Consider the following 12,569-nt stretch of genomic DNA (forward strand, 5'->3'; position numbering starts at 1 on the left):
TAAGATGCTCTTATGTCGCAGTTTCCATCAGAGCAGTTGCTGACCTTCGCCACCGTGCTTTCCGAAGGCACCCTGGATTCCGCAGCGCGGCTGCTCCACATCACGCCATCGGCGGTCTCCCAGAGATTGAAGGCCCTTGAACAGGCGGCCGGCAGAGTGCTGATGCAACGCAGCAATCCTGCCCAGGCTACGGAAGCGGGCGAAGTTGTTCTTCGACTGGCGCGCCAGGTCGCCCAGCTGGAAGCTGATGCCGGCAGGGAACTCGGCCTGGGCGCGGACAGGGCACAGCTGGCCCTGCCGATTGTGGTCAACGCGGACTCGCTGGCAGTGTGGTTCCTCCAGGCGCTGGCGCGAGTACCTCGCGACCTCAATGTCACTTTTGACTTGCATCGGGATGATGAACAGCACTCCACCTCCTTGTTGCGTTCGGGGACAGTCATGGCAGCTGTTACGGCCACGCCCGAGCCGGTGCAGGGGTGCCGCGTGGAAAGCCTGGGCGTCATGCGGTACCGGGCCGTTGCTGCGCCGGATTTCGTGGACCGGTGGTTTCCCGATTTTCCCCAAGGACTGGACGGGGAAGTCCTCAACACGGCTCCCACGGTTGATTTCGACCGCAAGGACACCTACCAGTGGGCATTCGTGCGGTCCTGGCCGGGCGAAACCGGTCAAGCAGTGGAACGCCGCGGGCCCCGCCACTATGTTCCGGCGTCCCACGATTTTGGTGACGCGATCCGGCTCGGGCTGGGCTGGGGGTTGATCCCTGAGATCCAGTGTGGACCGGACATTGCCGAAGGCCGCCTGGTTGAACTTGCTCCGGAGAGGCCGTTCGACGTCCCCCTGTACTGGCAGCGGTGGAAGGCAGCGTCCAAGGTCCTGGATGTTCTTAGCGACACCGTCCGCGAGGTGTCCGGCCAATACCTGAGCACGCCCTGAACCGCTGATTCCGAACACGCCCATGGATGCTTCCAAAAATGTCAGTGCCCAGTTCCACACTGGAACCATGGCAAACACAGCAGCTCCAGTCAGCATTCACCAGCATCAGGACGCAGCGCTCGTCGAGTTCCATGTGACCTACCTTGACAGCGATACGGGACGGGTCAGGCGGGAGGACTTCCAGGACCTCGCCGCCGCCGAGCGCTTCGCCAGTGCCCAGCTCCGTGACGAGGATTGCTGGGCAGTGGTGGATCACGTCACCCTTCAGCAGACCAGCCGGATGGTTGCCTAGGTCTGACCCCCGCCACGGCCTTGCGGTCTGAGGAGCCCAGCAACCCCAGACCGCTGAGGTCGTGACCGGCCACTGCGGTCCACCTTTGCGTGGAACGCTGCAGGATCGTACCCTGCAGGGCTGTACGCGACGACGTCGCCAAGCAGTGCTTGGCGCTCCCGTCGCCGGGGATGTTAAGCCGGTGTTCCGCCTCCTCAGCAAGCACGGAACACCGGCCAGCGCGGCCCAAGCCGCGGGGATGGCGGTTAGTGGTACCTGCCGCCAAAGCACCAAGCAGGCTGTTCTGGAAATGGAAGAAATCCGAAGGAAGCAACTGCGCAAAGGCAGACGGCAGGACAACCACGGAAAGGGCCACAAGGGCTTTGCTCACGGGGAAATCCTCTGATGGGAATTCTCGGATTCTTCCAGGGCTTCTGGTCGCCGGCTCCCTGCCTGCGGGATACCCCCACCGCCGACGACTGGCCGCCGGGCTGCCTGGACCAGGGGCAGCCTTTCAAAGGCGGAGAGCTTCACTTGGAATCGTAAATTTGCTGGAGATGAATAGCAAGGGTTTCTTGCTTCCCGCAGCCCTTTACTGCTCCTGGCCGACGTCCTTGCCCACGTCTTTTGCATCCATGATCCGGTACGCATATCCCTGTTCTGCAAGGAACCGCTGGCGTTTGGCGGCGAAATCCTGGTCAAGGGTGTCACGGGCCACCAAGGAGTAGAACCGGGCAGCACGGCCGTCCTGCTTGGGGCGCAGGAGCCGTCCCAAACGCTGGGCCTCCTCCTGGCGTGAACCGAACGAACCCGATACCTGGATGGCGACCGATGCCTCCGGAAGGTCGATCGAGAAGTTGGCCACCTTGGAGACCACCAACGTCTGGATCTCACCCTTGCGGAAGGCGTCAAAAAGTTTCTGCCGTGCTTTGACCGTGGTTTCACCCTTGATCAGGGGAGCGTCCAGGCGCTCGGCGATCTCGTCCAACTGGTCGATGTACTGGCCGATCACCAGCAACTGCTCACCCTTGTGAACGGCAACGAGGTCTTCCACAAGCTTGGTCTTGGTTTCCGAGGTGGCGCAGAGCCTGTACTTGTCGGCGTCATCAGCCATGGCATAAGCCACCCGCTCGTCCCGCGGGAGGTCCACCCGGACTTCCACGCAGTCGGCGGGCGCTATGTAGCCCTGGGCCTCGATGTCTTTCCACGGGGCGTCGTAGCGCTTGGGACCGATCAGGCTGAAGACCTCCCCTTCCCGGCCGTCTTCCCGCACCAGCGTTGCCGTGAGACCGAGCCGGCGCCTGGCTTGGAGGTCGGCGGTCATGCGGAAGATGGGGGCGGGCAAAAGATGGACTTCGTCATAGATGATAAGACCCCAGTCGTGGCCATCCACGAGCTCCAGGTGAGGATAGAGCCCACCGCGCTTGGTAGTGAGGACTTGGTAGGTGGCAATGGTGACAGGCCGGACTTCCTTCACAGCACCTGAGTACTCACCGATCTCGTCTTCGGTCAGGGATGTCCGCTTGAGCAGCTCATCCTTCCACTGCCGGGCCGAGACGGTGTTGGTCACCAGGATCAGCGTGGTGGTGGAGGACGTCGCCATCGCTGCCGCACCCACCAGCGTCTTGCCGGCACCACAGGGAAGTACGACGACGCCGCTGCCGCCGGCCCAGAAGTTCTCCGTGGCCAGCTTCTGGTAAGGACGCAGCTCCCAGCCGCTTTCGTCCAGCATGATGAGGTGTGGCTGACCGTCAACATAGCCTGCGAGGTCCTCGGCCGGCCACCCCAGTTTGAGCAGCAGCTGCTTCAGTTGGCCCCGTTGGGAGGAGTGGACCACGACTGTTTCGCCGTCGATCCTGGGGCCAAGCAGGGGTGCGATCTTCTTGGCACGGATGACTTCCTCCAGCACGGGGTAGTCATCGGTGCGCATCACCAATCCATGCTGGGCATCCTTCTCCAGGCGTAGCCGGCCGTAGCGGGACATGGTCTCTTCGATGTCAATCAGCAAGGCATGCGGGACCGGGAACCGGGAGTACTTCAGCAGGGTGTCCAGCACTTGCTCGGCGTCCAGGCCAGCGGCCCGCGCGTTCCACAGGCCCAAAGGCGTCAACCGGTAGCTGTGCATGTGCTCAGGGGCGCGTTCCAACTCCGCAAAGGCCGCAATGGCGTGCCGTGCCTCGGTGGCGAGTTCGTGGTCGACTTCCAGCAGGATGGTCTTATCACTTTGTACGATCAGCGGACCGTCGGTCACTGTTGATTCCTCTTCATGAACGCAGGTCTCCTGCTGGTTCCACATCGATGATCCGGTGGATGGACAGCACCCGTTCGGTGTCTTTCGCGGGGTCGAATACCCTGACGCGTCCACCGGAGACAGATACAGGAACAACGGTTTCTGTGTTGGCATTCCCCAAGCTGTCCACCACATTCATGGTGACAGCCTGTTTGAGTCGGATGGCCGTTTGCAGGGTCTCCAGGCCCAGCTGGGTGGATGCCTCGCCTCCAGCCTCGGACCGCACTCCGCGGTGCTGCCGCAGGACCAACAACTGTGCGTCGACGTCATCGTCCGGAGGAGCCGTGCGCGGGGCTGTGTAGACCGGGCGGGCACTGCCCGGCACCGCCGTCGTCCGTTTAAAACGCACGACGGCGGGTTCAGCCTCCTGGACGGCAGGGGAAAGTCCCAGCTCGCGCAACACCCGCGCAGTTTCCTTGGGGCTGGCCGAGGAGGTCAGGACCGTAGGGGCGATCCGCACCAGGCTCAGAACGGAGGTGCGGGCCTCGGCCAACAAATCGCTGATGGCCGTTTCGTCGTCGCTTTGGATAAAGCTGGCACTGGTGCCGATCCTTAAGCGGCCGTGCCGGGACGCCGTGTCCTGGACTAGGTACGCCAGGGGCTGCGGCACGTCAGTGGCCGAGTGCTCCCTGAGGAACGCCAACAGCGATTCCGCATCCTGTCCGGCGTCGAGCGCCCTGCGGATAGTGGCGGCGGAGAAACGGTAGATGGACGCCGGACCCTGCCCCTCGGCGTCGGCCATCAGGAGCAGTGTCTCGCTGAGTTCCGGGGCCAGGTACCCCGGAGCCACGGCGGTGAGGTCGGCCTGCAAGAGGATGTGGTTCACAGCCGCGGGCAAATGCTCACCCAGGATTGTCATGGCCTGTTCCGGCCGGGCCTCGGCAATGGCCGCACCCAACTGGGTCAAGGCGCCGGAGCCCATCAGGCCAAGGAGCGTGGCTTCCTCCAGGATGCCGCGCACCAAGGAGCTGAAACGCCGGGACATTCGCGGTTGCGACCATTCAGCCCGCTGCATGACGGCCCTTGCATCCAGGACAGGCGCTTTGCCATCCGGTGCCGCAGCTTCGACCGTAAGTTCATTCAGGATTTCCAGGACCCGGCGCCGCACCACCGGAGCATCGGGCCGCTGTGCTTCGGCGGACAATGCGTTGATGGTGGTACCCGCGGCCCCTTGATGGGCGGTTGTCGAAGGTCCGGTGAGCGGCTGCCCCACCAGTGAAGGTGCGCGCTCGCTGGCCAGCCAGGCATTGACCATCCAGAGCCACTGTTCCTGCCGGGGGAGGGTGAGCCACTCCAGCGAGGGCGGCTGGACCCACGTGGAACTGTCAACGTCAAGGCGGAGCAGCCCGGCCATCGCGCACAACTCCAAGAGGACAGCGGTCTCATGGACGCCCATCCGGATGGACTCGGCCAGGCGCCGGAGTTCGCGCACTCCCACGCCACCGCTCCGGAGCGTGGCCAAAGGCTGCTCCCGCACGGCGAACAGCAGTTCACCAGCCAGTCTTAGGATCTCCGCAATGGCGCCCATGGCAGCATTGCGTCGCAGGGCCGCGCTGGTATGACCGAGCTCCGGAACGGGTGGGGTGAGCGTGAAGTCGTCAACTATGGCGCCGCCCCGAAGCGCAAGGCCCACGCTGTGGGGAAGTTCCACATGGCCGGCGTCGAGGGGGACCAGCAAGCCGCGCGCCAGCAACCAGTCGATAGGCCCGACGTCGTGGCTTTCGTGGGTAACGGAGGCACGACGTTGCGCCTGGGGGACCGCGCCCATGGCCCAGCTGCCGAACTTATCAAGGAGGCCAACCGTCCGTTCCGGCGCAGTTGCCAGGATGGAACGCAGGTTCTCCGGCGTGGAAGTCCAGCGCTGGAGTGCAAGGGCAGCATCCATGGGCGTGCTGGCGGGGTGGATGCCGGCACCGCTTTGGTGGAGTTCGGCCACCAACTGAACTACCCGCTGGGCAAAAGCCGGCTGCAACCGCACCAGTTCCGTATAGCTCCTGCCCAAACCTGCAGGGTAGATGCCGATAACGTCCTTGAGGCTGCCCACTGGAAGGTAGAAGCGCTGCCGTGAGGAGGTAGCGGGCGAACCTGCCGGGGGATCGGCACGATGGATGAGGGCCAGCTCCTGCAGTTTGGCAAGGATCGGGTCCAGCGCCGAAAGAGTCGAACCGGCAATGACTTTCTTCAGGCCAGCCGCGGAGATACTGTGCCCGGTATCGGCGTTGGTGGAAAGGTGGAGCGTCTCCAGCACTTGCATCTCAGGTTTATTCAGGCGTTCAAGGGCCCGCTGGACGCTGACACGGGCGCTCGCCCTCGCAGCCAAGGCAGCGAAGTCCGGCGCCATGGGAGAGATCAGGTCTGGTCGCGCGGCAAACAAGGCCCGCAGCGAATCGTCGCTGCGCGCTTCCAGTTCCTTGCTGAGCGCGCGTATGAGGGACATCAATCCAACGTTACCGCCCCCGGGCAACTTGTTGCCCGTCACCAGCGCGTTCTGTTGCAGCCGGTCTGCTTATTGCCGGCGGCGCAGCCGGATGGCGTCCAACACCAGGACCACAGCGAGCATGAAGGCCAAGGGCAGGCCGTAAAGGGCAGCCGAGGTGATCCAGACCGGAGCCGTGCTGCCGTTGTAGGCGATCGCCATGACAGCGCCGACGGCGGCCAGGGAGGCCACCGCAATCAAGGCGGCGACGATCATGAGGGGGCGGCGGTAAACCGGGGAAGTCATGTCCCCAACGCTAGCAGCAGCGCCTGAAGGCGGTGTAAAAGGGGGTGCAAGGAAGTGTGACTTTCAGCGGTAAATCCAGACGAACGTTGGCATGCGTTGTTTCGAGCTTCCTTGTTTGGTTCCCCTAGGGTGTTCTCATGACTGAACGCTACGTCTTCTCAGCCGAGTCCGACAGGGTTGATCGCGCCCGTGTACACCAGTGGCTCAGTGAGCAGTCCTACTGGGCGCAGGGTCGGCTTCGCCAGAAACAGGATGCAGCTATCGACGCCTCCCGGAACTACGGCGTCTACGACATCGGGACTGGAGAGCAGGTGGCTTATGCTCGCGTCGTGACTGACGGCGTTACGTTTGCTTGGCTTTGCGATGTGTTCGTTGCGACCGAAGTCCGGGGTCAGGGCATCGGCAAGATGCTCGCCGCCGGTGTCATGGCGGACCTGGAACCACTGGACCTGAAACGCGTTCTGCTCTCAACTGCCGATGCCCATGGCCTATACGGCCAATACGGCTTCACCGAGTTGACTGAGCCATCAAGAATGATGGCTCGTGTCCGTTGACCGATCCCCTTGTGGACTACCCCATATGCCAAACAGTGCTGGAAACACCGCCATTTTGCGCTGAACGTCACGAGTACGGTTCAGTCGGGACGCTGGGCTGCGCCGGCCGTCGCTGCGTGTGGAGTGAATCGACTTGCGGTCAAGGACTGTCTCTTTTGAAGAAGACAGCGGCAGCTTCTTCTGTTGCCGAAAATCGCACAGAAACGGCTCTTGGCGGAGGCACTTTCCAGACATCGCTGGTGCTAAGCAATTCGAAGGCCTTGGCATCAGGAAGCAGCCTCATCTCGCCGTAAGGCTCCTGGGAGGAGTAGAGCCTAACAAGTCCCATGGCGAGGAGTTCAGAGACGACGTTCGTTGCCTCTAGGACTAGGGATTCCTCACTGGCTGAAGGGTAGAGTGCTCGGAGTTCCCAAGGCGATTCCCATAATCCTCCGTAGTCCTCAACGGCCTGCCACAAAAGGATGCGCTGGCTTGCAGAAAGGTCCGGAGCCGTCATAGCTGGATCATACGGCCGACTCCCTCGAAAGCGTCCGTAAGCCGATCCTTTACGGGACACGCAGAACGCGGAAGGTGAAGATGATGCTGCTGGGTCATCCTCCAATGTGCGGAGGGCCGCTTCCTACTTGGAGGGCGTCACTTTAGCGGTTTCGATGATTTTGAGGAACTGTTGGCGGGTCAATGACGGTGCCCCAGCTGGTCGAATTACCTGGCCCAGATAGGGGTCACGCTGGTTCAGCTCATTACGGCGCGTTCGAAGTGTCGTGTACCCAGACTCTTTTTCTGCGAGCTCCCGCACCGAACACCAGCCGATGAGAATCACCAGCAAGAATCCGGTGACCATCATTAGTACCAGAAGTGTGGTGATGAACCAGGACTGCGGTACGCCTGATCTGCTCAATACGAGTAAGAACAGGCAAAGAGCGAGCGTTATTGTCGTGAAACGGTACCGCCACCGCCAGAGAACGAAAGCAGTGGGCCCATCTATCAACCCGGAGTCCGGGCGCGTGGTCTGCATTGAATGATCATATCCATCGCTGACGACTCATTAGTTGCCTCAGCAACTGGCGATTGGTCGGCGAACGAGCAATCGTATTGCTAAGTCTCACGCGGGCATCGAGCCCGTAAGCCGACCGGCATACGGACATCTGTTGTAAAGGGTCAGGGCATCGACCCAAGCGCTAGGAAGGGTTCCAGGCCGCCGGCACTTCGGGCTTATGGTTGATACTCGGTCTACTGCTTTCTCGCGATGGATCGATGGATTGAAATTTTGGGGGAATCCCATGGGGGAATCGTGCGCACGCTGACACACCGCATCATTGGACTGATCGACCTTCTCTGGAGGGAAATAGCCAAGTTTGGCCTTGTCGGCGGCTTGGGCTGGATCATCGACAACGCACTCTACGCGGTCCTTTGGCATGGGCCAATGTCGGATAGCACCATCAAGGCTCGGATAGTTTCTACTGGTGTGGCAACCTTGTTCTCGTGGTTCGCCAATCGCTATTGGACATTTCGTCATAGACGTTCCGAGAGGGTCTGGAAAGAGTTCGGACTGTTCCTCGTCATGAACGGGATCGGGCTAGGGATCGTTCTCGCCTGCCAGGTGGTTTCCCGTTATGTCTTGGGTTTTCAAACGTTTACCGCTGACTTCGTGGCGGGAGGAGTCATTGGCTTGATCCTCGGAACGATCTTCAGGTTCCTTGCCTACAGATTCTTCGTATTCAACGAGGAGCTTGATGGCGATCCAGAGTTTGCCAATGACCATGATGCTTCGGAGGACGCAATAACCGATCCACCCGTCGACACACCAACGGTCGACGCGCGAGCCCGCTAGCCGATCCCGCCGTGGAGGTGATGGAGGAGATTCCGTGCGAACTGGCGATCACCCGTTACATGGGGGACGAAGATCCGGCAGCGCGATTCCAGTACGTTGTGCGTGCCGCGGATGACGGCACGTCAGTTTTCGAAATCGGGAAGTACTTCACACTGCCGCCCGACTAATCCGAAAATCTAGACAGGTATGAGAAGAACTACGAACCCTTGTGCCAGCAGTACGTCGATCGGGTAAAGACTCTCCTCGAGTAGCCTGTTGTCCGCTGGCGGATCCTTCACCGTGCATGCCAAACCTGAGGGCGGAGTGAGACGGCTTGTAAAGTTGGATACTTGCCGCGCAAGAGGCTCGCGGCTAATTGCTCTCTGCGCGGACGTGAGGGCCTTGGAGACCACTGCAGTATCTGCTTAGATGTGGCTGTTGGCTGCGGCGATAAGCGAAATAACGTTCTGGACCTTCTTTTTCAGGTCAAGGGGCCACTCATCTTCCCAGTTTTTTGTTGCAACCTTCGAAATGGCAACTTTGCTTGGCTGCTGGATGCCTAGCCTGTCGGCCGTCAAGGGATTTGCCCATCGCACCTGATCGGAAAGCGTACGCTTTTTGGTTGAGGGGTGGGCAACGTGTATCGCAGCCGTAAGCACCTGTTCAGGTACGTAGTTCTCAACTGTGTAGCCTGCTGTGACCCACGCCATACCCGTCGAGGGGTCGCTGTTGAGGTCCTCGATAACCCGTTGTTTACTGTCATTCAAAGAAGCTCCAGAGCGCTTCTTATCCGAGTCAATCAAAACCATCATGTATCTGTTGAGGTTTCGGAGGGAGATGAACTCTTCGACTTCTTCGGCATCGAGTGGTGATAGCGCGCTGAGCAGAGAACCTCCGTAGAACATGATGGAGTAGTGCGTCCCTTCAACAAACCTGCCTGGAGCAAGCTTCTCGATCCAGTGCTTTAGATAGATGCGGTCGGAAGGCCCCTCCACCCACAGGACTGCATTCGTCTGCACGAGGTCCGATGGTCGGTATCCAAGGTCGGCGCACACAGCCGCTCGCTCCCGCGCTGCCCCTGCAAATCTGAGACTTGAAAGTCCCTCTCTCTGGGTAACGTGGAAAATGCTGCCTATCTCCGAGTCGAGCATGTGTGCAGAATGAGTCGCTACGAAGTATTGATTCGTCGTGTTTAGTGCAAGGTATCGAAGGAGTTTGCGCTGCAGGATCGGATGAAGGTGCACTTCGGGTTCCTCAATACACATGATCGAGTCCTGGACCACCGTTGCGGCCGCGGCGATGATCACTATCTCGTGGACACCAGTCCCCATGTTCTCAATGGGGAGAGTCCTGCCTCTCTGGGTAACGTGGATCGTCGACAAATCATGGGGAACATCTATTGTGACCGTCGCGTCGTCAAGGACGGCACGTACGAACTCCTGCACTTTTAGAAACACCTGTTTGTCATGGAGACGATCCGTCGAGGGATTTTGCAATTCGAGGAGGCGACGTTTTATGCTCTGCCCGTTCAGGTCGGGAGCATGACTGCTGTCGTCGGAAATTGTTCTCACGCCACTGACTGTGAATGAAGTGGGGGGAGCCGGACGTTTCCTCGCGACCCACTCAAGAACCCGGTAGGCATCCTCACCCGGATTTCCGCCCCGGGTACTCGTCAGAGCCCCGGACAACGACTGTGCTAGCTGACCTTGCCTAGCTTCGCGGGCCATTTGCCTGAGGCTGTCATTGTCAATGCCGCCCTGTCCGGAAATCCCGAAGCTTACGCCGTCAGAGCTCCCCGGGAAAACTATCCCTGGTAGGCAAAGAAAGCGTTCTAGGTGCTCTAAAACGCTGGCGCTCTGCGTGTCAATTCCTGGCCAAGTGAGAATCTCGGAAATCTTATGTATCTCGGACCGTTTAAACGTGTGTTCCGCATCTCCAAGCGGGCGATCCCACTGTGAGAGGTCCCTTTTCTCGGTGGAGAAAGTGTCGAAAATGACACGCAGAACGTTCGACTTGCCAGTGTTGTTTTGGCCTGCGATGAGATTAACTCTGCGAAGGGGGTAGAGCACCGCTGGCTGGTCTGATGGGAAGCTTCGGTAGCCGCGGAAAGTAAAGCCATTTATTAGCACGCTCCCAATCATCACTCACCGATGCGAAGTGACAGCAATCGGGAGTTCATAGGAATCGCAATCACCACCTTGCCACCACCCGTAGCGGCCTCAAACCGGTCCATTACCATGCCAGCTGAGCTTCACCGCAGTTTCGGGCTGTTCGGCGGTCGAGGCGGGCGCGGATGAGCCGCCCGATGGGCGGGGCAGCACTGAGGGTATCCATCGCGAAGCTGGTTTCATCAATAGATCATTAGCAAGACACGCATCTGCTGAGAAGCGGCGACCAGCGCCACCGAAGGGAAACTCAGGGCCCCGCAACCGTCACGGTTGCGGGGCTCGCTGTTTTTACGAAGCGAGTCTGTAGATTTTGACCCATGGATATCTGCACGCTGGGCCCTGTTGGTGGCGACGTATGGAAATGGGTAGCGGCAAATTCCGGGCCGCTCGGCTTGCTTGTTGCCGTCGTCTCGGCCGTCATCGCCCTATCCGCTGTAGTGAGGACGGCGAAGGATAGCCATAATCGGAGCCGTCCGATGGTAGTAGCGGAGTTCCAGTTTGCGAAGGACAGCCCGTCGCATCTTGACTTGGTTATCCGGAATTATGGGCCAACGATCGCCCGGAATCTTTCCGTGGAATTCGACCGGCACATCACCGACGACAGCGGAGATGAGTGGACTATCGGGCAGCTGATCTATAGACGCTATGCGGGCACGACGTTTCACTCTTTTAGCCCGAACCAGGAGTTTCGAAATGTTTGGTGGCGGGGCCAGGAAGTGTCGGGGCAGCGCAGGCAGGTGAACGCGTTCGACACTCCCGAGTCGGTTACGGTCGCACTCCGGTACCAGGACCCCAAGGAGAAGAAGTACCGTGAGGAATTCGAGCTGGAGACAGGCTCTTTCCTTTTGAGCACTACGGCCACCGCCAGCACTTCCCTCCTTGGCAGGCTGAAAACCATTGACGCGTCCTTGTCCAAGCTTGCCCACAGCTCCCAACGCCTCACCGCGGCCGTGGAAGAACAGGACAGCGGCCGCGGGGAACGGTTAGCCCTTGCGGCTGAGGAAACCGCAGCCCTACTCCGCAAGCTCGGTTTCGACCATGCCCAGGAAAACGCGCCTCGCCCCAACAACTGACTGGGCAACCCAACCTACGCAAACTGTGGCCCCAGTAAAACGTTGGGCGCTGCAATTACGGTTGCGGGGCCCCAGTTGCTTCGTTATTCGGGCAAGGTGAAAATGCCCCGACTCTCATAAAAGAAGACGTCGGGCTTTGATCCGCCGGCAGTTCCCCGGCGAGGACCGATTTGGTCAGCGCGAATAGTTTACGGGTCTATGACGAGTCCATCCACAGCTGAGGATCCTACTAGCCCATCAATTGGTCAGTAAGTGTTGCAGAACTCGTTGCTCTACGCGGGTAAGTCCGGACCTGGTGATGCACCGAGTAACTCTTCACGCTTCGCCCGTAAGACGGTCCCTCCCCGTGCCATGGGAGACTGAGCCGATGATCAATACTCGACGCGGAATGATCGTCGCTGCACTGAAGTCATATGGGGAAGAATCCGTCGCCGAATGGGCGCGCGAGGCTTCAGTCGAGGAACTGCAAAGAACTCTCACTGTAGCTGAATGGATTCTGCACTTCGGTCCCCATCCGGAGAGTGGGGGAAGCATGCTCGTAGACAAGGCAATCGCCTTGGCAGGGGTGTGTGTGCATGAAGAACACCCCCGGGACCTGGCCAAGAAGCGTCGCGACCTCAAAGTGTGGAGAGAGATCGCATCGGAAGACACCCCTACAGCAAATGAAGTCTTGCAGGGTTTGCCCCGCTACGACGTGGTCGGTGGAGAAGCAAGGGACTTCTGGGGAGAGAAATCCAGCTAGCGTCAT

At 60.1% G+C, this 12,569-nt stretch carries 15 protein-coding genes; 8 read left to right on the forward strand and 7 right to left on the reverse strand.

What is annotated here, in order from left to right; translation table 11 throughout:
- Positions 1–12: 12 nt before the first annotated feature.
- A complete protein-coding gene (locus LDN85_RS05090) occupies positions 13–933 on the forward strand; it encodes a LysR family transcriptional regulator ArgP (RefSeq protein WP_026548267.1) in 921 nt (306 codons plus the stop codon).
- Positions 934–1,000: 67 nt separating this feature from the next.
- Positions 1,001–1,225, forward strand: coding sequence for a hypothetical protein (locus LDN85_RS05095; RefSeq protein ID WP_026543230.1), 225 nt, complete (start codon positions 1,001–1,003; stop codon positions 1,223–1,225).
- Here the strand turns inward: LDN85_RS05095 and LDN85_RS05100 are convergent.
- Positions 1,191–1,595: a hypothetical protein gene (locus LDN85_RS05100; RefSeq protein WP_223944772.1), complete on the reverse strand. Its 405-nt coding sequence runs from the start codon at positions 1,593–1,595 to the stop codon at positions 1,191–1,193. The genes LDN85_RS05095 and LDN85_RS05100 overlap by 35 nt on opposite strands.
- Positions 1,596–1,609: 14 nt before the next feature.
- Between LDN85_RS05100 and LDN85_RS05105 the strand changes: the two genes are divergently transcribed.
- Positions 1,610–1,750 (forward strand): hypothetical protein, encoded by a 141-nt coding sequence (locus LDN85_RS05105; protein WP_155854161.1) that lies wholly within the window; start codon positions 1,610–1,612, stop codon positions 1,748–1,750.
- 46 nt (positions 1,751–1,796) lie between these two features.
- Here the strand turns inward: LDN85_RS05105 and LDN85_RS05110 are convergent, their stop codons facing one another.
- The 3 genes from LDN85_RS05110 to LDN85_RS05120 all read right to left on the reverse strand — a co-directional run bounded on the left by LDN85_RS05110 (position 1,797) and on the right by LDN85_RS05120 (position 6,216).
- Positions 1,797–3,455 (reverse strand): DNA repair helicase XPB, encoded by a 1,659-nt coding sequence (locus LDN85_RS05110; protein ID WP_091551182.1) that lies wholly within the window; start codon positions 3,453–3,455, stop codon positions 1,797–1,799.
- 13 nt (positions 3,456–3,468) lie between these two features.
- Entirely contained in the window at positions 3,469–5,931 is a 2,463-nt protein-coding gene (locus LDN85_RS05115) for a helicase-associated domain-containing protein (protein ID WP_223944773.1), read from the reverse strand.
- A 69-nt stretch (positions 5,932–6,000) separates the two neighbouring features.
- Positions 6,001–6,216, reverse strand: coding sequence for a hypothetical protein (locus tag LDN85_RS05120; RefSeq protein ID WP_026543226.1), 216 nt, complete (start codon positions 6,214–6,216; stop codon positions 6,001–6,003).
- A 137-nt stretch (positions 6,217–6,353) separates the two neighbouring features.
- On the opposite strand from LDN85_RS05120, the gene LDN85_RS05125 reads away from it, so the two are divergent.
- Entirely contained in the window at positions 6,354–6,770 is a 417-nt protein-coding gene (locus tag LDN85_RS05125) for a GNAT family N-acetyltransferase (RefSeq protein ID WP_026543225.1), read from the forward strand.
- 139 nt (positions 6,771–6,909) lie between these two features.
- On the opposite strand, the gene LDN85_RS05130 is transcribed toward LDN85_RS05125, so the two are convergent.
- Positions 6,910–7,266, reverse strand: a complete 357-nt coding sequence (locus LDN85_RS05130) for a hypothetical protein (RefSeq protein ID WP_026543224.1) — start codon at positions 7,264–7,266, stop codon at positions 6,910–6,912.
- Between the two features lie 123 nt (positions 7,267–7,389).
- Entirely contained in the window at positions 7,390–7,785 is a 396-nt protein-coding gene (locus LDN85_RS05135; RefSeq protein ID WP_223944774.1) for a hypothetical protein, read from the reverse strand.
- Between the two features lie 276 nt (positions 7,786–8,061).
- On the opposite strand from LDN85_RS05135, the gene LDN85_RS05140 reads away from it, so the two are divergent.
- Positions 8,062–8,601: a GtrA family protein gene (locus LDN85_RS05140; protein WP_162150863.1), complete on the forward strand. Its 540-nt coding sequence runs from the start codon at positions 8,062–8,064 to the stop codon at positions 8,599–8,601.
- A 20-nt stretch (positions 8,602–8,621) separates the two neighbouring features.
- Positions 8,622–8,768 (forward strand): hypothetical protein, encoded by a 147-nt coding sequence (locus LDN85_RS05145; protein ID WP_155854664.1) that lies wholly within the window; start codon positions 8,622–8,624, stop codon positions 8,766–8,768.
- 237 nt (positions 8,769–9,005) lie between these two features.
- On the opposite strand, the gene LDN85_RS05150 is transcribed toward LDN85_RS05145, so the two are convergent.
- Positions 9,006–10,721, reverse strand: coding sequence for an AAA family ATPase (locus tag LDN85_RS05150; RefSeq protein WP_026543222.1), 1,716 nt, complete (start codon positions 10,719–10,721; stop codon positions 9,006–9,008).
- A 344-nt stretch (positions 10,722–11,065) separates the two neighbouring features.
- Between LDN85_RS05150 and LDN85_RS05155 the strand changes: the two genes are divergently transcribed.
- Together LDN85_RS05155 and LDN85_RS05160 are read left to right on the forward strand one after the other, a co-directional pair.
- Complete coding sequence (locus LDN85_RS05155; RefSeq protein ID WP_223944775.1) at positions 11,066–11,821, forward strand: hypothetical protein; 756 nt, start codon at positions 11,066–11,068, stop codon at positions 11,819–11,821.
- Positions 11,822–12,188: 367 nt separating this feature from the next.
- Positions 12,189–12,563, forward strand: a complete 375-nt coding sequence (locus LDN85_RS05160; RefSeq protein WP_223944776.1) for a hypothetical protein — start codon at positions 12,189–12,191, stop codon at positions 12,561–12,563.
- The last annotated feature ends 6 nt before the right edge of the window (positions 12,564–12,569 follow it).

The organism is Arthrobacter sp. StoSoilB20 (assembly GCF_019977295.1).
Classification (GTDB): Bacteria; Actinomycetota; Actinomycetes; order Actinomycetales; family Micrococcaceae; genus Arthrobacter; species Arthrobacter nicotinovorans_A.

Bases quoted from the DNA above. Each gene is read 5' to 3' on its own strand.
- LDN85_RS05090 (WP_026548267.1), top strand. From the start codon at position 13: ATGTCGCAGTTTCCATCAGAGCAGTTGCTGACCTTCGCCACCGTGCTT.
- LDN85_RS05095 (WP_026543230.1), top strand. From the start codon at position 1,001: ATGGCAAACACAGCAGCTCCAGTCAGCATTCACCAGCATCAGGACGCA.
- LDN85_RS05105 (WP_155854161.1), top strand. From the start codon at position 1,610: ATGGGAATTCTCGGATTCTTCCAGGGCTTCTGGTCGCCGGCTCCCTGC.
- LDN85_RS05115 (WP_223944773.1), bottom strand. From the start codon at position 5,931: ATGTCCCTCATACGCGCGCTCAGCAAGGAACTGGAAGCGCGCAGCGAC.
- LDN85_RS05120 (WP_026543226.1), bottom strand. From the start codon at position 6,216: ATGACTTCCCCGGTTTACCGCCGCCCCCTCATGATCGTCGCCGCCTTG.
- LDN85_RS05125 (WP_026543225.1), top strand. From the start codon at position 6,354: ATGACTGAACGCTACGTCTTCTCAGCCGAGTCCGACAGGGTTGATCGC.
- LDN85_RS05130 (WP_026543224.1), bottom strand. From the start codon at position 7,266: ATGACGGCTCCGGACCTTTCTGCAAGCCAGCGCATCCTTTTGTGGCAG.
- LDN85_RS05135 (WP_223944774.1), bottom strand. From the start codon at position 7,785: ATGCAGACCACGCGCCCGGACTCCGGGTTGATAGATGGGCCCACTGCT.
- LDN85_RS05145 (WP_155854664.1), top strand. From the start codon at position 8,622: ATGGAGGAGATTCCGTGCGAACTGGCGATCACCCGTTACATGGGGGAC.
- LDN85_RS05150 (WP_026543222.1), bottom strand. From the start codon at position 10,721: ATGATTGGGAGCGTGCTAATAAATGGCTTTACTTTCCGCGGCTACCGA.
- LDN85_RS05155 (WP_223944775.1), top strand. From the start codon at position 11,066: ATGGATATCTGCACGCTGGGCCCTGTTGGTGGCGACGTATGGAAATGG.
- LDN85_RS05160 (WP_223944776.1), top strand. From the start codon at position 12,189: ATGATCAATACTCGACGCGGAATGATCGTCGCTGCACTGAAGTCATAT.